20 protein-coding genes, 2 tRNA genes, 1 rRNA gene and 1 riboswitch are annotated in these 18,081 nt (G+C 53.7%); of the genes, 20 read left to right on the forward strand and 3 right to left on the reverse strand.

Annotated features, from left to right (window positions below):
• Positions 1-10: 10 nt before the first annotated feature.
• The 10 genes from rrf (at position 11) to WMW72_RS35040 (ending at position 7,281) form a co-directional block, all read left to right on the forward strand.
• Positions 11-127 (forward strand): 5S ribosomal RNA (gene rrf, locus WMW72_RS34995).
• A gap of 206 nt (positions 128-333) precedes the next feature.
• Positions 334-1,791: an IMP dehydrogenase gene (gene guaB, locus WMW72_RS35000; RefSeq protein ID WP_341420215.1), complete on the forward strand. Its 1,458-nt coding sequence runs from the start codon at positions 334-336 to the stop codon at positions 1,789-1,791.
• 210 nt (positions 1,792-2,001) lie between these two features.
• A complete protein-coding gene (locus WMW72_RS35005) occupies positions 2,002-3,264 on the forward strand; it encodes a D-alanyl-D-alanine carboxypeptidase family protein (protein ID WP_341420216.1) in 1,263 nt (420 codons plus the stop codon).
• Positions 3,265-3,391: 127 nt separating this feature from the next.
• Complete coding sequence (gene pdxS / locus WMW72_RS35010; protein ID WP_341420217.1) at positions 3,392-4,273, forward strand: pyridoxal 5'-phosphate synthase lyase subunit PdxS; 882 nt, start codon at positions 3,392-3,394, stop codon at positions 4,271-4,273.
• Between the two features lie 36 nt (positions 4,274-4,309).
• Positions 4,310-4,882, forward strand: coding sequence for a pyridoxal 5'-phosphate synthase glutaminase subunit PdxT (gene pdxT / locus WMW72_RS35015; RefSeq protein ID WP_341420218.1), 573 nt, complete (start codon positions 4,310-4,312; stop codon positions 4,880-4,882).
• 12 nt (positions 4,883-4,894) lie between these two features.
• Positions 4,895-6,175: a serine--tRNA ligase gene (serS, locus tag WMW72_RS35020; RefSeq protein WP_341420219.1), complete on the forward strand. Its 1,281-nt coding sequence runs from the start codon at positions 4,895-4,897 to the stop codon at positions 6,173-6,175.
• Positions 6,176-6,222: 47 nt separating this feature from the next.
• Positions 6,223-6,312: transfer RNA gene (locus WMW72_RS35025), tRNA-Ser, on the forward strand.
• A gap of 236 nt (positions 6,313-6,548) precedes the next feature.
• Positions 6,549-6,896, forward strand: a complete 348-nt coding sequence (locus tag WMW72_RS35030; RefSeq protein WP_341420220.1) for a hypothetical protein — start codon at positions 6,549-6,551, stop codon at positions 6,894-6,896.
• 15 nt (positions 6,897-6,911) lie between these two features.
• Positions 6,912-7,097 (forward strand): hypothetical protein, encoded by a 186-nt coding sequence (locus WMW72_RS35035; RefSeq protein WP_341420221.1) that lies wholly within the window; start codon positions 6,912-6,914, stop codon positions 7,095-7,097.
• A 40-nt stretch (positions 7,098-7,137) separates the two neighbouring features.
• Positions 7,138-7,281, forward strand: coding sequence for a small acid-soluble spore protein P (locus WMW72_RS35040; protein WP_341420222.1), 144 nt, complete (start codon positions 7,138-7,140; stop codon positions 7,279-7,281).
• Between the two features lie 110 nt (positions 7,282-7,391).
• Here the strand turns inward: WMW72_RS35040 and WMW72_RS35045 are convergent, their stop codons facing one another.
• Positions 7,392-7,571, reverse strand: coding sequence for a hypothetical protein (locus tag WMW72_RS35045; RefSeq protein ID WP_341420223.1), 180 nt, complete (start codon positions 7,569-7,571; stop codon positions 7,392-7,394).
• A gap of 197 nt (positions 7,572-7,768) precedes the next feature.
• Here WMW72_RS35045 and map point away from each other — a divergent pair, with 197 nt between their 5' ends.
• A complete protein-coding gene (gene map, locus WMW72_RS35050) occupies positions 7,769-8,518 on the forward strand; it encodes a type I methionyl aminopeptidase (RefSeq protein WP_341420224.1) in 750 nt (249 codons plus the stop codon).
• An 82-nt stretch (positions 8,519-8,600) separates the two neighbouring features.
• Here the strand turns inward: map and WMW72_RS35055 are convergent.
• Positions 8,601-8,673, reverse strand: a tRNA-Arg gene (locus WMW72_RS35055).
• Positions 8,674-8,767: 94 nt separating this feature from the next.
• On the opposite strand from WMW72_RS35055, the gene WMW72_RS35060 reads away from it, so the two are divergent.
• Genes WMW72_RS35060 through WMW72_RS35070 form a run of 3 tightly spaced genes read left to right on the forward strand, consistent with a single transcriptional unit; the run spans position 8,768 to position 11,032 of the window.
• Positions 8,768-9,346 (forward strand): RNA polymerase sigma factor, encoded by a 579-nt coding sequence (locus WMW72_RS35060; protein WP_341420225.1) that lies wholly within the window; start codon positions 8,768-8,770, stop codon positions 9,344-9,346.
• Positions 9,343-9,855, forward strand: coding sequence for a hypothetical protein (locus WMW72_RS35065; RefSeq protein ID WP_341420226.1), 513 nt, complete (start codon positions 9,343-9,345; stop codon positions 9,853-9,855). Before WMW72_RS35060 ends, WMW72_RS35065 begins: the two co-directional genes overlap by 4 nt.
• Entirely contained in the window at positions 9,848-11,032 is a 1,185-nt protein-coding gene (locus tag WMW72_RS35070) for a hypothetical protein (protein ID WP_341420227.1), read from the forward strand. Before WMW72_RS35065 ends, WMW72_RS35070 begins: the two co-directional genes overlap by 8 nt.
• Positions 11,033-11,120: 88 nt before the next feature.
• Here WMW72_RS35070 and tadA read toward each other — a convergent pair whose 3' ends face one another.
• Positions 11,121-11,588, reverse strand: a complete 468-nt coding sequence (tadA, locus tag WMW72_RS35075) for a tRNA adenosine(34) deaminase TadA (RefSeq protein WP_341420228.1) — start codon at positions 11,586-11,588, stop codon at positions 11,121-11,123.
• Positions 11,589-11,887: 299 nt separating this feature from the next.
• A riboswitch (cyclic di-GMP riboswitch) is annotated at positions 11,888-11,982 on the forward strand.
• Between the two features lie 103 nt (positions 11,983-12,085).
• On the opposite strand from tadA, the gene WMW72_RS35080 reads away from it, so the two are divergent.
• The 6 genes from WMW72_RS35080 to WMW72_RS35105 form a co-directional block, all read left to right on the forward strand.
• Positions 12,086-12,796: a PilZ domain-containing protein gene (locus WMW72_RS35080; RefSeq protein WP_341420229.1), complete on the forward strand. Its 711-nt coding sequence runs from the start codon at positions 12,086-12,088 to the stop codon at positions 12,794-12,796.
• 149 nt (positions 12,797-12,945) lie between these two features.
• Entirely contained in the window at positions 12,946-14,046 is a 1,101-nt protein-coding gene (gene ychF / locus WMW72_RS35085) for a redox-regulated ATPase YchF (protein WP_341420230.1), read from the forward strand.
• Between the two features lie 96 nt (positions 14,047-14,142).
• Positions 14,143-15,222: a peptide chain release factor 1 gene (gene prfA / locus WMW72_RS35090; protein WP_341420231.1), complete on the forward strand. Its 1,080-nt coding sequence runs from the start codon at positions 14,143-14,145 to the stop codon at positions 15,220-15,222.
• Between the two features lie 16 nt (positions 15,223-15,238).
• On the forward strand, positions 15,239-16,177 hold the full coding sequence (prmC, locus tag WMW72_RS35095; protein ID WP_341420232.1) for a peptide chain release factor N(5)-glutamine methyltransferase: 939 nt from the start codon (positions 15,239-15,241) through the stop codon (positions 16,175-16,177).
• 142 nt (positions 16,178-16,319) lie between these two features.
• Positions 16,320-17,198, forward strand: coding sequence for a stage II sporulation protein R (spoIIR, locus tag WMW72_RS35100; RefSeq protein ID WP_341420233.1), 879 nt, complete (start codon positions 16,320-16,322; stop codon positions 17,196-17,198).
• Positions 17,199-17,315: 117 nt separating this feature from the next.
• The coding region (locus WMW72_RS35105; RefSeq protein WP_341420234.1) for an L-threonylcarbamoyladenylate synthase at positions 17,316-18,081 on the forward strand (766 nt) is incomplete at its 3' end.

Consider the following 18,081-nt stretch of genomic DNA (forward strand, 5'->3'; position numbering starts at 1 on the left):
AAAAATCCGGTTTGGTGATGATGGCGGAAGGGAACCACGCGTACCCATCCCGAACACGAACGTTAAGCCTTCCAGCGTCGATGGTACTTGGACCGCAGGGTCCTGGGAGAGTAGAACGTCGCCAAGCCGACTAAGAGCCTTTTTGGATATTATCATCCAGAAGGGCTCTTTTTATTTTACAAGCTGATTCGATCCGTATTTCCTTGATGTATGCTCAAATGAAAGCGCAGTCCTATGAGTTGACATAAGTTTGTGCTTGACACGAAAATTGGGCTTTTGGTAAGATTGCAATAATATATTTCGGCAAGTATCCAAATAAGGAGGATTTATTACGTGTGGGAGTCTAAGTTTGCTAAAGAAGGATTAACCTTTGATGACGTATTGCTCGTTCCTCGCAAGTCGAGTGTGTTTGGGAAGGAAATCGATATTTCTACTCAGTTGACCGACAAAATCAAGTTGAACATTCCTTTCATCAGCTCGGCCATGGATACAGTCACAGAATCTAAGCTAGCAATCGCGATGGCCCGTGAGGGTGGCGTAGGCGTTATTCATAAGAATATGCCGATTGCCCAACAAGCGGAAGAAGTAGATCGCGTGAAGCGTTCAGAGAGCGGCGTTATTACGAATCCTTTTTCTTTGACTCCAGAGCATCATGTCTATGATGCCGAAGAGTTGATGGCGAAATACCGGATCTCAGGCGTACCTGTTTGTGATGAGAATAAGAAGCTGGTCGGGATTCTGACCAATCGCGACTTGCGCTTCGTACATGACTATTCGATTAAGATCAAAGAGGTTATGACTCAGCATCAGCTGGTTACGGCTCCTGTGGGTACTACGCTTCAGCAAGCTGAAGGCATTCTGCAAAAACATAAGATCGAAAAGCTGCCGCTGGTGGACGAGAATAATGTCCTCAAGGGACTGATCACGATCAAGGATATCGAGAAAGCTATTCAATTCCCGAATGCGGCCAAGGATGAGCATGGTCGTTTGCTCGTAGGAGCGGCGGTCGGCGTCTCCAAGGATGTCATGGAACGGACGGCGGCTTTGGTTGAAGCAGGCGCAGACGTAATCGTAGTGGATTCGGCGCACGGGCATCACATTAACATCCTCAATACGGTGAAAGCCATCCGTGAGCAGTATCCGGAGCTGCCGATCATCGCTGGCAACGTAGCGACAGGAGACGGAACTCGTGACCTGATCGAGGCTGGAGCTTCGATCGTCAAGGTCGGGATCGGACCGGGCTCGATCTGTACAACCCGGGTTATCGCAGGGATTGGCGTACCGCAGATTACGGCTATTTATGACTGTGCTTCGGTGGCACGAGAATATAATGTACCGATCATTGCGGACGGCGGCATTAAATACTCTGGTGACGTGACGAAGGCTATCGCTGCTGGCGCTAGTCTGGTCATGATCGGCAGCTTGTTCGCAGGTACGGAGGAAAGCCCTGGGGAGTCCGAGATCTACCAAGGACGCCGCTTTAAGGTATACCGTGGTATGGGTTCGCTTGGTGCGATGAAGGAAGGAAGTAAGGACCGCTACTTCCAGGAGAACGAGAGCAAGCTCGTACCGGAAGGCATCGAAGGGCGCGTTCCTTATAAAGGGCCGCTGGCTGATACGCTGTATCAACTGGTCGGAGGCTTGCGCTCCGGTATGGGGTACTGTGGAGCGGCTACCATCCCGTCGTTAATCAACGACACAGGCTTTGTCCGGATTACCGGTGCAGGTCTACGGGAGAGCCATCCGCATGACGTGCAGATTACGAAAGAAGCACCTAACTATTCTTTATAATAAATGATGGAGCCATGCTGCTCAGGATCGTAAACGGAAGCCATTGGCTTCCGTTTTTTGTTTAGAATCTCTCATATGTAAAGCTTTTTTTACGGGGCTATGTAGGTTATGGTACAATAATTAATATTTTCTTCTTGATACTAAGGAATAGGAGTGAGATGTTTGTTTGTTAAAGCTAAACGTGTTTGTATCCTCTTAGCCGCCGTTCTTTTGTTGAACACATCCCTTGCTCTGGTGCAGCCTCCGACTGTGAGTGCCGCCGATACGCCGCCTACGGAGCTTCAATTGCAAGCCTCCTCGGCTATATTAATCGAAGCGACTACCGGGCAGGTTCTATATGAATATAATGCCGACAAAGCTCTTCCTCCAGCCAGTATGGCTAAGATGATGACGGAGTATCTGGTCATGGAAGCGATAGAAAGCGGTAAGCTGCAGATGGACCAGACGATTAATACCTCGCAGGCTGCTGCGGATGCTATTGGGTCCGGACAATTGCTTGCCTATAATGAGCAGGCGACCGTCGATAATATGTTTGCTGCTATGTCGATTTACTCCGCTAACGATGCAACCATCGCGCTCGCAGAAGCGGTCGCAGGTGGTTCGGAGGAGAACTTTGCCAAGTTGATGAATGAGAAAGCAAAAGAATTCGGCTTGTCGCCGGACGCGCACTTCATCAATGCAACGGGTCTGGGGCGGGCTGACATGGGCAAGCATGCTCCGACTGAGCTGCAGGGAGAAACCCTGCTGACTGCCAGAGATGCCGCTATTATCGCTTCTCATTTGATTAATGATCATAAGAACGTGCTAGAATACACCAAGACGCCATCCCGCAAGTTCCGCGAGAAGGACAAGGATCCGATGATTAACTGGAACTGGATGCTTGCGGCCAATAAGAGCAGCCGAAATTTCGCCAAGTATGCGTATGAGGGTCTCGACGGCTTGAAGACCGGGCATACAAATGAGGCGGGATATTGCTTTACAGGAACGGCTGAGCGCAACGGGATGCGGTTGATCAGTGTCGTCATGGGAACCGGTATGGGTCCCAAGGGCAAGGAAGAAGCAAGATTTATAGAAACGGCTAAGCTGCTCAACTATGGCTTCAATAATTTTGAGTCCAAGACGGTGTTGACGGCCAAAACTGAAATAGATTCATTGAAAACGGTCAATATTAAAAAAGGTGTAGAGCTTCAGGTTCCAGTAGTTACGCAAACGGGTCTGACCTTGGTGGCTAAGAAAGGAACTCCGGCCGATCAGTTCCAGATCACAACGGAGCCTATCGAGGAAGGGAAGCGTGTAGCGCCTATTCAGAAGGATCAGGTCATGGGCAAGGTGAAGGTGACGTATCAGAATAAGGAATACAGCGTCAACCTGATCGCCAAGGAAGAGGTAGAAAAGGCCGGCTGGTTCCGCTTGTTCTTCCGGGCTATCAAGGACTTTTTCGTAGACACCTTTACGGGGGCCAAGAAGTCTTAATATCGCTCAAAGTCCGAGCAAATGGGTTGTATATTTAGAGTCCTTCATGTAAAATATTTCATTAGTTAGTTTGTCCTGAACGTATAGAATGGACGGACATTACGCAGAGTCTCGGGAGGAATCGGACATGGAAACAGGTACATCACGCGTTAAAAAAGGTATGGCTGAAATGCAAAAGGGCGGCGTCATTATGGACGTCATGAATGCAGAGCAAGCGAAGATTGCAGAGGCTGCCGGAGCAGTTGCCGTTATGGCACTTGAGCGGGTACCTTCCGACATCCGCGCTTCTGGCGGTGTAGCCCGGATGGCTGACCCGACGGTCGTGGAAGAGGTCGTGAAAGTTGTTTCCATCCCGGTTATGGCCAAAGCACGGATCGGACATTATGTCGAAGCCAAGGTGCTCGAATCGCTCGGTGTCGATTATATTGATGAAAGCGAAGTATTGACGCCAGCGGACGAAGTTTTCCATATCAATAAGCATGAATTCACAGTACCGTTTGTCTGCGGCGCTAGAGATCTCGGAGAAGCGCTCCGCCGGATCGGTGAAGGAGCTTCTATGCTCCGCACGAAGGGTGAGCCGGGAACAGGCAATATCGTAGAAGCTGTTCGTCATATGCGTATGATTACAGGGCAAATCCGTAAGGTACAAAGCTTGTCCAAGGATGAGCTGATGGCCGAAGCCAAAAACCTCGGAGCTCCTTATGAGCTGCTGCTGCAAGTACACGAGTCGGGACGTCTTCCAGTCGTTAACTTTGCTGCAGGCGGTGTGGCCACTCCTGCAGATGCTGCATTGATGATGCATCTCGGATCGGATGGCGTCTTCGTAGGTTCGGGTATCTTCAAATCCGATAGCCCTGAGAAATTCGCCAAAGCGATCGTTGAAGCAACGACGCATTACACGGACTATGAGCTGATTGCTCGTGTTTCCAAAAACCTTGGTACGCCGATGAAGGGTATCGAAATTTCCAAGCTGCATGTTTCGGAGCGTATGCAGGAGCGCGGCTGGTAATCCCCAGTCGCTTCTCTGACGAAAGAGGATGAAGGTATGAGAATAGGGGTTTTGGCGCTTCAGGGCGCCGTAGCGGAGCATATCGCCTTGATTCAGAAGGCTGGAGCCGAAGGCGTGGCTATCAAGCGTACGGAACAGCTGGACGATATCGACGGCATCATTATACCTGGTGGAGAAAGCACGACGATCGGCAAGCTCATGAGAACCTATCAGTTCATCGATGCCCTACGCGAGTTTTCGCGTCAGGGCAAGCCGATTTTCGGGACTTGTGCGGGTATGATCATATTGGCCAAGGAGATCAAGGGCCAGGAAGAGCCGCACTTGGCTTTGATGGACATTCAAGTGGAGAGAAATGCGTTCGGACGCCAACGGGAAAGCTTCGAAACGGACCTGGACATCAAGGGCATTGATAAGGACGTTCGGGCTGTTTTCATCCGGGCTCCGTTAATTGAGCGGGTTGGCGAAGGCGTAGACGTACTGGCAACCTATCGGGATACGATCGTTGCCGCGAGGCAGGGGCATTTGCTGGCAGCCTCGTTCCATCCGGAATTAACCGACGACGAGCGGATGCACGCCTATTTTCTTGATATGGTACGTGAGACGAGGTAGGAGGGGTCTGGCTTGTTGGATGTAAAATTGCTGCGAAGCGATTTGGATAAGGTGAAGCAAGCGATGGCGAAACGGGGCAAAAACCTCGAAGAGCTGGATCGGTTTACGCTTCTGGATACAAAAAGAAGAGAGCTTCTACAAGAGACGGAGCAGTTGAAAAACCGCCGGAATGTTGTCTCCCAGGAAGTGGCGCAGCTTAAAAAGGCCAAGGAGAATGCGGATCATCTGATTGAAGAGATGAAGGTGGTCGGCGACCGCATCAAAGCGCTGGATGAAGAGATCCGCGAGCTGGAGACGCAGCTGGATGCTATTCTGTTGTCGATCCCGAACGTGCCTCAGGATGATGTGCCTACCGGATTAAGCGAAGAAGAGAATGTAGAAATCCGCCGTATCGGGGATGTACCTGCATTTTCCTTTGAGCCTAAGCCCCATTGGGAAGTGGCGCAGCAGCTGGGAATCCTTGATTTCGAAGCAGCGGCCAAGGTGACGGGCTCTAGATTTGTGTTCTACAAAGGTGTAGGGGCACGTCTGGAGAGGGCCTTGTACAATTTCATGATGGATCTGCATGCCGATCAGCATGGATATGAAGAGATGCTCCCTCCGCAGATTGTGAACCGGGATAGCCTGACGGGTACCGGACAGCTTCCGAAGTTCGAGGAAGATGTATTCAAGCTGACCGGGACGGATTATTTCTTGATCCCGACTGCAGAAGTGCCGGTAACCAACTACTACCGTGACGATATTCTGACGGTGGAGGATCTGCCGAAAAATTTCGTCGCGCTGAGCGCATGCTTCCGTTCGGAAGCCGGTTCAGCAGGACGTGACACGCGCGGACTGATCCGTCAGCATCAATTCAACAAGGTCGAACTGGTCAAGCTGACATCGCCGGAGAGCTCCAATGAGGAGCTGGAGAAGCTGACTGCTCACGCGGAGAAAGTGCTTCAACTGCTGGGGCTTCCTTACCGGGTGCTGTCGCTGTGTACAGGCGATCTGGGCTTCTCGTCGTCCAAGACGTATGATCTGGAGGTATGGCTGCCTAACAGCAATACGTACCGCGAGATCTCGTCCTGCAGCAACTTCCAGGACTTCCAGGCCCGTCGGGCGAATATCCGGTTCCGCCGCGATGCCAAGGCAAAGCCTGAATTTGTCCATACGCTGAACGGCTCCGGTCTGGCGATCGGTCGTACAGTAGCGGCTATTCTGGAAAATTATCAGGAGGAAGACGGCAGTGTGCGGATTCCTGAAGTGCTGAGACCTTACATGGGTGGCCTGGAGAGAATCGCCAAAAAATAGCGCTTGCTCCTGGTTTATAACTTATGATACAATGCATGTTGTCACCTGGAGAGGTGGTCGAGTGGTTTAAGGCAGCGGTCTTGAAAACCGCCGTGTTCGTGAGGGCACCGTGGGTTCGAATCCCACCCTCTCCGCCATTTCCATATAGGGAAATGGCGCAATATGCAGGTTGAGAACCCGATAACATCGCAGTCCGGACTCGAAGAGACGGGTTATAGCTTATAATTAAAACCAACCAAGAAGCGGATTTCCGCTTCTTTTTTATTTGTGCAGCTAGCGAAGCCTGGGGTCTTTGTTTCCTTGTTTTCACCAGCCTTATCGGGTATACGAAAAGACCTCCAGATGCATGTTATAGGCAGGGAGGTGTGACAAGATGAGCAAATCCGATCAGCTGCGCATTGATGCGCAGGAGCTGGCACAAGCCTGGTCACGGACACTGCCCAGCGTGCTGGATGCTTCGGATCAGGCCAAGGTATGGCCCGACGAGGCGGAATCCAATGTTCTGAGGGTGCATATTACGACAGCGGGGCGCAGCTTGTACAGCTTTGATTTCAAGTGCACCTACGTAGACTCACGCGAGGTGCGGGTCGAACTGGTTGATGTAGAGCGCGACAATCACGCGGTCGATGAGCGGACGGATATTATTCAGACGCTTGTCGATGATTATGTGAGGCATCTTCATGAATGCGCGCAGCAGCTCCATGCTCTGACGACGCGCTAGAGGAGGCGATAGGCCATGACGAGGAACGAAAACGGAGCCGACAAAAACCTGCAAAATGTGGTGGAGGATCTGGATCAGACGGTCGTGGGCGGCCATCATGCCCAGCAGCTTCAGCAGCAGACCAATGACCGTCGGCATCAGGATGCGCTGAATCATAACAAGAAGCATGCTCATCCATCGGAACTGATGGATAAAGAATAACTGAATCTTCACATCTTCTGAATTAAGGAGGCCATTACTTATGCCCAAAGATATTCCACAGCCGGTTAATCCCCCGAGCGGTCAGCAAAATCAGGATGAACAGCGCCAGCGGACAGGCCCGAAGCCGGGGTCCAAGCGTGTAAAAAATGCAAACCATAGCCGTCACAATAATGGAGAAGGCTAACCGACCGATCGATGCTCAGAACCATCAGCCTCTTACCGAAGGGTAGGAGGCTGTTTATTGTAGAATCGCCACTTGCAGAGGTAAGAATCAGAGGAGTAGGAGCTGGCGGCTTAGTTCTTCTTTTCCACTAGCTGGAAACATTCGTTGAGCATTTCTTGCGCCATCGTCTCGTTGTCGGTGTATCCGTACAACAAAGCTCCGGTCGAAATTGCATCAAAAACATCATCAAGCAACGTGCAAATGGAGATCGAAAACTCGTCGTAGACGATATAATAAGCGGTTGCCGGCATCCATGTCCACCTCGGATTTATATTTTCACGATACCCCTTATTCTACCATGCACGTTGAAAAATGAGAACGGACTCGGACTTTTCTAAGCAATTTTTTAGCATTTTGTCGGAATATTTAGCGTTTTATGAAACAGTGGGCAATTTCAGTCGAAACGCGTACAATGAAAGCAGGGCATGCCGCAAGGAGGAAAGAAAGAATGATCATTCTCAAAACCAAAGAAGAAATACAAAGGATGCGGGAAGCTGGACTTATTCTTGCCCGCTGCCACAAGGAAATCGCCAAGATGATCAAGCCGGGCATCACAACCATGCAAATCAATGATTTCGCCGAGGCCTTCATTACCCGTCATGGTGCCGAGCAGGTAACCAAGGGCTTTCAGGGTTTCCCTGCAGCTACCTGTGCGTCTGTCAATGATGTTATCGCACATGGATTCCCTGACCATAAGCCGCTTCAAGATGGCGACATTGTGAAGATGGATATCGTCTGCCGCTATAACGGCTGGTGTGCGGATACGTGCCAGACGTATGCAGTAGGGAACATTTCCCCAGAGGCGGAACGGCTGGTCCAGGTGACTAGGGAGTGTCTGGAGCTCGCTATCCCGCAGGCTGTAGCGGGCAATCGCATCGGAGATGTAGTCAGCGTCATTCAGCGTCATGCCGAACAAGCAGGCTTCTCTGTCGTTCGGGATCTGAATGCGCACGGTATCGGCCGATCGATGCATGAAGAGCCGTCCTTCGCCCATGCAGGCAAGCCGGGTCGCGGCTTCCGCTTGCAGGAAGGCATGGTGTTCACGATTGAGCCGATGATTAATGCGGGGAAGCTGGATATGTTCATTGACTTCGATGGCTGGACGGCTCGCACCGTGGACGGCAGCTTATCCGCCCAATTCGAGCATACCGTCGCGATTACGGCGGATGGCCCTTGGGTGCTGACGGAGGAAGTCTGACTCTGCAGGAGCACAGGCGGATATGACAAAGAGCCTGCTTCACGATCTTCATCGTGTGCAGGCTCTTTCGGTGTATCTGTGACGTCCCCGAGAGGACTCGAACCTCTATCTGTCCTTTAGGAGAGGACTGCTCTATCCTGTTGAGCTACGGAAACAAATCAACGTCATTATACCATACCGTGTGTATGGAATAAAGTTCTACTCATTTTTTCTTCGCTTGTGCAGGGTTTGTCGGGGTTGCCTACGTCTATGCCAGTAGGAAAGGAGGGGGAGACGATTACGGAGGAAGCTTGGATTGCGCGCATGGTAGCCGGAGACCGGGATGCGTTTAGCGAGCTTGTCAACCGGTATGGGCGTTATTTGTACCAGGCGGTGTACGGCGTGCTTCATTCAGCTAAGGATGCTGAAGACGTCACACAGGAAGCGCTGATGAATATCTTCGCGTCTCTCCCTCAATACCGGTACCAGGGCTTTAAATCTTGGATCACAAGAATTGCCGTTAATAAAGCGATCGATTATAAAAGATCGAAGGATCGGAAGAAGGAGCAGCTTACGGCAGAATGGGGAGAGCTGGAGCAGGTTGCAGCTACGTTCAGTCAGCCGGTGGAAGAAGCTGTGCTGGCGCGTGAGAAGCGGGACCTGATACGCGATTACGTGAACCAATTGCCGGAGCATTACAGACAGGTTGTCTACGCTTTTTACATGGAGGAGAAGTCCTACCAGCAAATCGCCGAGGAACAACGAATTGCTTTGAAGACGGTGGAGTCCAAGTTATATCGAGCTAAGCAATATTTACGCAAAGCCTGGGAGGAGGAGGATCGGGAATGACACATATGCCGGAAAACGTATGGAGGCTGTACACAGAGGACAGGCTAGGTCCGGACGATCGCGAACGCTGTGACCATCACCTGCTGACTTGCGACGCATGTCTGGACGTGTATCTCCGTTGTGTAGAGCAAATGTCCGAAAGCTTGCCTGTGCCCGATATGGATGTATTTGCTGAAACGGCTATGCTTCACTGGGCGGAGCAGACCGCTCAGGCATCTATCTCCTCCTCCAAGGAGGCGAAAGGTTGCTCTGACAAGCGGCGAAGCTGGATGCGCCACCCGGTCTTTCACTACACGGTCGCCGCGGCCATCACCTTGATCCTGATGGGCTCCGGGGTGTTCCAGATCTTCACGCAGCAGGCAAGTGCTTGGGATGCCAATGCTTCAGACTGGATGAAACAGCACCCTCCCTCCTGGTCCGAACAACTGATGGAGCAAACCGTAGGACTAATCGCCGCACTGCAGCCTAAGCCGAAACAAGAAGAAAGAAGAGGGAAACGGGATGAATAACTTCAAAAGCCCTACCGTTGCTTTTTTACTGTCGTTGATTCCCGGATTTGGACATTTGTATATAGGCCGCACGTTGAGAGGGTTGATATTCGGCGTCGTATTCGGTGGAGCTTTCTTACTATCCCTGCTTTTGGGGTTCTCGCGCGAGATCGAGTATGGACTGGTCGTTGCGGCCTTCGGCTTCCTGGTCTGGCTAGTTAATATCTTCGATGTGGTACGATCGTTGAATCGCTTGTCTTCGCCATATCCGGGGTACGGAGATCCGGCTTCATGGAACCGGGGATACGGCCCTTCAGGCCCTCCGTATACAGATGAGCATGTAACTGGGCGGGAGAGACCAAGTGGTCCAGGGGGGCCTTACGAGCCCTATAGAACACCTCAGGGCGAATACTACCCTCCTTATCCTGGCAAAGACCGTTATTTCACGATCTTCCTCTCTTTTCTGCCCGGGCTTGGACATTTTCATCTTGGCTTGATGCAGCGGGGCTTGGCCTTTCTGGCCTTATTCTTCGGTCTTGGGATAATCACGGCATTTCTGACGGCCACTACCAGCAGGGGAGGCTTCATGCTGCTCCTGGGGGCGCTGCCGATCATCTGGCTGTACAGCATGTTCGACTGCGTACAGCAGCTCAACAAGAGTGCCAGAGGGGAACGGCTGGTCGATCAGACGTTCTTCGAGGACTTCCAGCAGGGAAGGGAATCCGGCAAGAAGAATAAGACGCTTGCACTGGTGCTTTCGATATTCCCCGGTGCAGGGCACATGTACCTGGGCCTGCAAAAACGCGGGCTGCAGTTTATGGCTGCCTTCCTGTTCAGCGTGTATTTTCTGGATGCGCTTCGCCTAACTTTGTTTCTCTTTTTTATCCCGATTCTATGGTTTTACAGCTTCTTCGATGCGCTGCAGCAGATCTCCCGTTCCGGCCGGGAGCCGCTGGAGGATGTTCCGCTGGTAGAGTGGCTGGCCAAGAGACAGCGCTGGGTCGGATATGGGTTGCTTGTGCTTGGCGGTTACTATCTGATCGATCAATTCTTAATGAGCGCGCTTCAGCTGTGGCTGTCACGAGAGGCCCTTCACCGGGTGATCAACTGGTATCATAATTATTTTCAAACCTTCGTGGTTGCTGCACTGTTGATCGGAGGAGGCTTTTTCCTTCTGAGAAAGGCACAGAAGAAATAAGGGGAGATATAGAAAAACCCGGGATGCGGACAAACGCCGCATCTCGGGTTTTTTTGTTCTTCTGGCTGTCAGGGTAACTGTGGCTCCGTCATGCTTTCCCCCGCAGCTTGCGGAAAAATTGGGTGAGCATACTGGAGCATTCCTCCTGAAGCACATTCGGAATAACCTCGACCCTGTGATTGAAACGCTCTTCTTGCAGCAGGTTCATCAAGGTGCCGGCGCACCCGGCCTTGGGGTCTGTCGTCCCGTAGACGACGAGCGGTATCCGGGATTGGACAATGGCTCCTGCACACATCGGACAAGGCTCCAGGGTCACATAGAGCGTACACTCCAGCAGCCGCCAGGCATCCAGATGCTGACTGGCCTCTCTGATCGCCAGGAGCTCTGCATGTCCCAGCGGATCCTTGGCGGTTTCCCGCACATTGTGGCCCCTGCCTATGATTTCCCCGTTACGTACGATGACGGCTCCGATCGGCACCTCAAGCAGCGCCTCTGCCTTGCGTGCTTCCTCCATAGCGGCCCGCATAAATCGTTGATGAATCTCAATGCCTTCCAACACGGCCACCTCTTTACAAGGAATTCATAAAATCGAACAAATATTCGTTACACACAAGCTGTGGATAAGGTTGTGGATAATTAATGTGATATACTTATCCATTGTAGATAAAATGGGCAATTCAAGCAAGAATCTTTGGGTTTTGAAAAGTTATCCACATATCTGAGGATTTGTTAATAATTTCTGTACAGAAAATAAAGTTGCCAGCCAGTTGGCAACTTTATATAATAAGGGTAATAGACTAGGTATAAATACCCAACACCTAGTAACGGTTCGTAATCACAAAGTCTATATCATTCGTTTGTTTCTGGCAAACCTGTCGAAAGGCAGGGACGCAAAGCTTAGGGTCTAAGGTCCTCCCCAACCAGGAGGCTACGATAGCCTGGCCGCCGAATGTACGTACCGTACCTCCCGGTGAACAGGCTGTCATCTCGGCATACGAAAGACGGCTTTTTTGCGTTGTCTGCGAGCAATGAAAAGGGAGGGACGGTGCAGCTATGTCCAAAGCCGCCAATAACGGAAAGCTTTCCTATGAGTTCATGCAAGATGCATACCGCAGCACCAGCGGCATTCTGCTGAACAGCCGTACCGTCGTCGAGAAGAAGGAGTTTGTTTCAACGGGAATACTTACTTATGCCGAAGGGGATATTGTCGAGATTGAGATGTCGGACTACAAGGCGTTCGATCTGGGCGATGTTGTCAAACTGACGGTATATTCGCCCGGAGGGGTCTATACGTTCCACTCCACTGTGGTTGCCAAGGATCACGGGGCGCTCATGGTCATTAATCCTCCGCAAAATCAGAAACGATTTGCCGAGAAGCGTGAAAATCCCCGGGTTGCCGTGGAGCATAACGGGCAATTGCTGGCAATTCGGCACGAGGACGGGAAAGAGCAGGAGCTTGAGGAAGAGCTGTCGCTGGATATCCGGAATGTGAGTGTGAGCGGAGTCGGATTTATCCTGCAATCGAATCTGAAGCTGGATACGATGACAACGGCTGAGGTTAAGCTGGACCTTGGCTTTGAGGTATCCTGTCAGCTGCAAATCATCCGGTCGGAGCCTGGCGAGTCAGGCGTTTATTATGGAGCCCGCTATATGGATATGCCGTTTGAGAAGGCTAACTCCCTGCGAGCGTTTGTATTGAAGAAGCAGGTCGAACAGCACTTCAGCTCGAAGGAGTCTACTAGGTCGAGACGGTTTTTTAAATAGCATGAACCTACGGCCAACAAACAAGTGCCTTCTTTCTCCAGAAAGAGGGTATTTGCTATGGGGAGGATGACACAGCGGCTGGTTTTAGGATATAATATAATGTCAGGAATGAAATATCGTGTTTGAGTCTATTAAGGAGTTGTCCATACATGGGTCTTTCTTGTGGAATCGTCGGTTTGCCTAACGTCGGCAAGTCTACGCTGTTCAACGCTATTACGCAGGCTGGCGCGGAGTCCGCCAATTATCCGTTTTGTACGATAGATCCGAATGTAGGTATTGTCGAGGTGCCAGATGAGCGCCTGGGCAAGCTGGCCGACATTGTTCAGCCGAAGAGCATTGTTCCGACGGCTTTTGAATTCGTGGACATTGCTGGGCTGGTCAAAGGCGCAAGCCAGGGAGAAGGGCTCGGGAACAAGTTCCTCGCCCATATCCGCGAGGTCGATGCGATCGTTCAAGTGGTGCGCTGCTTCCAGGACGAGAACATCACGCACGTATCGGGCAAGGTAGATCCGATCAGCGACATCGAGACGATTAATCTCGAGCTGATCCTAGCTGACGTGGATTCGGTAGAGAAACGCATCGACCGCTCCCGCAAAAACATGAAGGGCGGCGACAAGAAGTACGCCCAGGAAGTGGAGTGTCTGGAGAGGATCAAAGAAGCGCTCTACAACGACAAGCCGGCGCGCAGCGTCGAGCTGAATGATGATGAGAAGCTGCTGATCCGTGATCTGCATCTGCTGACGATGAAGCCGGTGCTGTATGCGGCCAATGTAAGCGAAGCGGAAGTAGCTGACGCGGAAGGTAATCCTTATGTGCAGAAGGTGCGCGAATATGCAGCACTGGAAGGCGCAGAGGTAGTGCCGATCAGTGCGAAGGTAGAATCGGAAATCGCCGAGCTGGAAGGCGAAGATAAGCAGATGTTCCTCGATGAGCTGGGTCTGACGGAGTCGGGCTTGAACCGCTTGATCCGTGGTGCTTACAAGCTGCTTGGGTTGTATACGTATTTTACGGCCGGCGTGCAGGAGGTTCGCGCCTGGACGATCCGCAAGGGGATGAAGGCTCCTCAGGCGGCAGGGGTTATTCATACGGACTTCGAGCGCGGCTTTATCCGGGCGGAGGTTGTCGGTTATGAGGCTCTTACCGGTTCCGGCTCTATGAATGCGGCCAAGGAAAAGGGCCTGATGAGACTTGAAGGCAAGGAGTACGTTGTACAAGACGGCGACGTCATGCATTTCCGTTTCAACGTTTAGCCGGGCAGGCAGCCGCTTGTGCAGCGATGGTGGGGTAGAGGAGACAAGTCGGTCGCTTGATTCGATAAACGTGAGAAACGAAAGGATGGATGACATATGTTGGACCGGTTACAAGCATTGGCTGACCGTTATGAGAAGCTGAGCGAGCTTCTGTGCGACCCCGACGTTGCGGGAGATTCCAAGAAGCTTCGGGAGTATTCGAAGGAACAGTCTGATCTGCAGGAAACGTACGATACGTTCATAGAATATAAGAGCGTGATGGAGCAGTATGAGGCTGCCCGCGCGATGCTGAACGAAAAGCTGGACGACGAGATGAAGGACCTTGTGAAGATGGAGCTCGATGAGCTGTCGGAGCGCAAGGAAACGCTAGAAGAGCGTATCAAGGTGCTGATGATGCCGAAGGATCCGAACGATGACAAGAACGTTATCGTGGAAATCCGCGGCGCAGCCGGCGGTGACGAGGCAGCGTTATTCGCCGCGGATCTGTACCGGATGTACACCAAGTTTGCGGATACGCAGGGCTGGCGCACGGAAGTGCTGGACGTGAATATGAACGATCTCGGCGGCTTCAAGGAGATCATCTTCATGGTCAACGGCAAGGGTGCGTACAGCAAGCTGAAGTTCGAGAGCGGTGCGCATCGCGTGCAGCGTATTCCGGCGACGGAATCGGGCGGGCGTATTCATACCTCTACCTCGACGGTAGGCGTCATGCCGGAGATGGAAGAGTTCGATATCGAGATCCATGATAACGATATTCGGGTCGATACGTTCTGCTCCAGCGGCGCGGGCGGTCAATCGGTTAATACAACGAAGTCCGCCGTGCGTGTTACGCATGTGCCGACGGGCATCGTGGCGACTTGCCAAGACGGCAAATCGCAGAACTCCAACAAGGAGAAGGCGCTTCAGGTGCTTCGTGCCCGGATCTTCGATAAGATGCAGCAGGAAGAGATGGAGAAGTATGGCGCTGAGCGTAAGAGCAAGGTCGGCACGGGTGATCGTTCCGAGCGGATCCGCACGTACAACTATCCGCAAAGCCGTGTAACGGATCACCGGATCGGCTTGACGCTGCACCGTCTGGATGCGGTGCTTAACGGCGATATGGCCGAGATTGTCTCGGCGCTGACGATCGCGTCGCAGACCGATCAGATGGAAAAGGGAGAATATGCAGGTGCCTGAGCGTGAAGGACGGCGCATGACGATAAGAGAAGCCTACGCAGAGGCTTCTTCTTTTTTGCAGCGGAGCGGGATCATGGAGCCTGAGAGTAACACGGAGCGGCTTCTCGAGCATGTGCTGGGCGAGACGCGAAGCGGGATGCTGATGCGGTGGGCGGAGCCGTTCCCAGCTCAACTGGATGACATATGGCAAGAGCTGCTCGCACGGAAGGCGGCAGGCGAGCCGGTGCAGTATATCATAGGCGAGCAGGAGTTCTATGGCCTCCCGTTCCAGGTGGGGCCAGCCGTTCTCATCCCGCGACCGGAAACGGAGCTGCTTGTGGAGGAGGTCGTCCGGCTGGGGAGCATGTTATGGCCAGCCGGGCGCTCTGCATCGGGAGACGGGAAGGTTGGGCCGTTGGCTACTGCTCTGTCGGAAGAAACCGGGATTGCTGGCGGTGGACCGGTCATATGCGATATAGGCACTGGCAGTGGAGCCATCGCGGTCACGCTGGCATCCCTATGTCCGGGATGGCGGGTGCTGGCGTCCGACCTGTCGGAGGATGCGCTGGAGATGGCCAAGGGTAACGCGAAGCGTCTCCTGGGGCCCGGCCGTATCGAATGGGCGCAAGGAGATCTGCTGCGTCCGTGGATCGAGCAGGGCGGGCCTATCGATATCCTAGTCTCCAATCCGCCCTACATCCCCGAAGAGGATGAGCGGGGGCTGCAGGTAGAGGTGCGGTTGTTCGAGCCGCGTACGGCGCTGTATGGGGGCGTAGACGGTCTTGTCCTGTACCGGAGAATGGTCGCGCAGCTGGCCGAGCTTTCGCAGCTTCCGCGGATCGTCGCCTTCGAGGTAGGGCTTGGACAGGCGGAGGCGGTCCGGGAGCTGCTGCTTCAAGCGGCAGCTTGGGACGAAGTGCGTCTGATTCCCGATCTGGCAGGAATCGACCGGCATGTGGTAGCGTTCCGCCGCTGAGGGGCGGAATGGAAGTTGTCTTTTTATCCAGGAGCCCGGTATAAACTCTCTCAATCACGGACACAATGAGAACTAGAGTCGCTAGAATGCAAGATTCGCTGGCGGCCGAAGAACTTAGGGTTCGAGAGGGGCTGCGATCGCGATGGTCAAACGGTGGGGATGGAAACGGTATGCTTACCTGGGATTTGCTCTGCTGATGCTGCTGATGTCCTGGGAGTCCAGCCGGGCGAACGCGATGCTGTTCACCGGAGCGGCTAGCGGCGGGACTTCTGGCAGTGTGATCCCTGCAGAATCCATCCGGCTGCGCATTCTCGCGAATTCGGATTCCGCCTCCGACCAATGGATCAAGCGAGAGGTGCGTGACGCGGTCATCGAGCAGATGAACGGCTGGGTCACCGAGCCCGATGGCATCGAAGCGGCGCGTGCTATCGTGCGCAGCCATCTGGGCGAGCTGGAAGCGACGGTAGGCGAGACGCTGCGCCAGGGCGGCTTTGACTATACGTATACAGTAGAGCTGGGCACGGTCCCGTTCCCGACCAAGATGTACGGCAATCAGGTGTATCCGGCAGGCGACTATGAGGCGCTGCGGATATCGATCGGTGCTGCGGAAGGGCAGAACTGGTGGTGTGTATTGTTCCCTCCTCTCTGTTTCGTAGATTCGGAGATGGTGGTTAAGAAGGATAATAAAGCCCATGCGGCTTCGCTGGATGCAGAGGAAGTCTCTGCTGATCTAGCCAAGAGCGGGCCTAAGGATAAGCAACAAGCAGCTGACGGCTCAAAAACGGCAGTCTCGAACGGTAAAGCGCCGAAGACCGAGGGACCTGCTGCCAAGAAGCAGGCGTCTGCCGGAGCGGATCAAGCGGGCAAGGAGAAGGCGGCTGCAGGCAAGGAGGCAGCTCCGGGGAAAGCTACCAAAGGCGAAGCCGTTGCGGTATCCTCCGACACGGGGAAGGCAGAGAAGCCGGAAGTGCGGTTTTTCCTCTGGGACCTGATTACGAAGGTGGTTTCCTGGTTTGTCTGATGGGGAACGGATGGTTAAAGGGAAGGGACAGCTCGACACAGCGTAGCTCAGAAAGGCCGAATGGTTGTCGTCGGTTGGGAGTAGCTAAGCGTTCCTAGAGCAGGAAGGAAGAAGAGTATGGAAGAAACAATGACCAGCCTGTGGCGGGTAGATGCACAGAACCCCCAGCCTGCTGATCTGCAGGAAGCGGCGGAAGCGCTCCGCCGGGGCGGTACGATAGCATTCCCTACGGAGACGGTCTACGGCCTCGGGGCCGACGCGCGCAGCGATGCAGCGGTCGCCGCTGTATTCACGGCGAAGGGCCGCCCGTCCGATAACCCGCTGATCGTCCATATTGCCGACAGGTCTCAACTGGCGGAGCTGACGGCTCCTCCGGAGGAGGCCGTTTCGCTATTGATGGACGCATTCTGGCCGGGCCCGCTGACGGTGGTGCTCCCGGTTCGTGAGGGCGTGCTGTCGCCGCTCGTCACGGCAGGTTTGTCGACGGTCGGCATCCGGGTACCGGACCATCCGGTCGCCCGCGCGCTGATCGCGGCCTCGGGCTGCCCGGTCGCCGCTCCGAGCGCGAATCGCTCCGGCCGCCCGAGCCCGACGGAAGCCGGGCACGTGCTCCACGATCTCGCCGGGCGGATCGCGGGTATCGTGGACGGCGGCCCTGCCGGCGTCGGGCTGGAATCGACCGTCGTCGAGCTGCGCGGCGACACGCTCTATGTGCTCCGCCCCGGCGGCGTCACCGCGGCGCAGCTGCGCCGCGTGCTGCCCGCTGGCGTGCACGTGCAGGAGGCGGCGGAGTCGGTCGCCGCCGCCGAAACCCCGCGGGCTCCGGGCATGAAATATGCCCACTATGCCCCGCGGGGCCGCCTGACGATCGTGCGAGGCGCCG

The organism is Paenibacillus filicis, assembly GCF_038070315.1.
GTDB classification, from domain to species: domain Bacteria; phylum Bacillota; class Bacilli; order Paenibacillales; family NBRC-103111; genus Paenibacillus_G; species Paenibacillus_G filicis.

Bases quoted from the DNA above. Each gene is read 5' to 3' on its own strand.
- WMW72_RS35045 (WP_341420223.1), bottom strand. From the start codon at position 7,571: ATGCCGGCAACCGCTTATTATATCGTCTACGACGAGTTTTCGATCTCC.
- pdxT (WP_341420218.1), top strand. From the start codon at position 4,310: ATGAGAATAGGGGTTTTGGCGCTTCAGGGCGCCGTAGCGGAGCATATC.
- WMW72_RS35035 (WP_341420221.1), top strand. From the start codon at position 6,912: ATGACGAGGAACGAAAACGGAGCCGACAAAAACCTGCAAAATGTGGTG.
- map (WP_341420224.1), top strand. From the start codon at position 7,769: ATGATCATTCTCAAAACCAAAGAAGAAATACAAAGGATGCGGGAAGCT.
- pdxS (WP_341420217.1), top strand. From the start codon at position 3,392: ATGGAAACAGGTACATCACGCGTTAAAAAAGGTATGGCTGAAATGCAA.
- prfA (WP_341420231.1), top strand. From the start codon at position 14,143: ATGTTGGACCGGTTACAAGCATTGGCTGACCGTTATGAGAAGCTGAGC.
- WMW72_RS35030 (WP_341420220.1), top strand. From the start codon at position 6,549: ATGAGCAAATCCGATCAGCTGCGCATTGATGCGCAGGAGCTGGCACAA.
- ychF (WP_341420230.1), top strand. From the start codon at position 12,946: ATGGGTCTTTCTTGTGGAATCGTCGGTTTGCCTAACGTCGGCAAGTCT.
- WMW72_RS35040 (WP_341420222.1), top strand. From the start codon at position 7,138: ATGCCCAAAGATATTCCACAGCCGGTTAATCCCCCGAGCGGTCAGCAA.
- WMW72_RS35065 (WP_341420226.1), top strand. From the start codon at position 9,343: ATGACACATATGCCGGAAAACGTATGGAGGCTGTACACAGAGGACAGG.
- spoIIR (WP_341420233.1), top strand. From the start codon at position 16,320: ATGGTCAAACGGTGGGGATGGAAACGGTATGCTTACCTGGGATTTGCT.
- WMW72_RS35060 (WP_341420225.1), top strand. From the start codon at position 8,768: ATGCCAGTAGGAAAGGAGGGGGAGACGATTACGGAGGAAGCTTGGATT.
- WMW72_RS35080 (WP_341420229.1), top strand. From the start codon at position 12,086: ATGTCCAAAGCCGCCAATAACGGAAAGCTTTCCTATGAGTTCATGCAA.
- prmC (WP_341420232.1), top strand. From the start codon at position 15,239: ATGACGATAAGAGAAGCCTACGCAGAGGCTTCTTCTTTTTTGCAGCGG.
- WMW72_RS35070 (WP_341420227.1), top strand. From the start codon at position 9,848: ATGAATAACTTCAAAAGCCCTACCGTTGCTTTTTTACTGTCGTTGATT.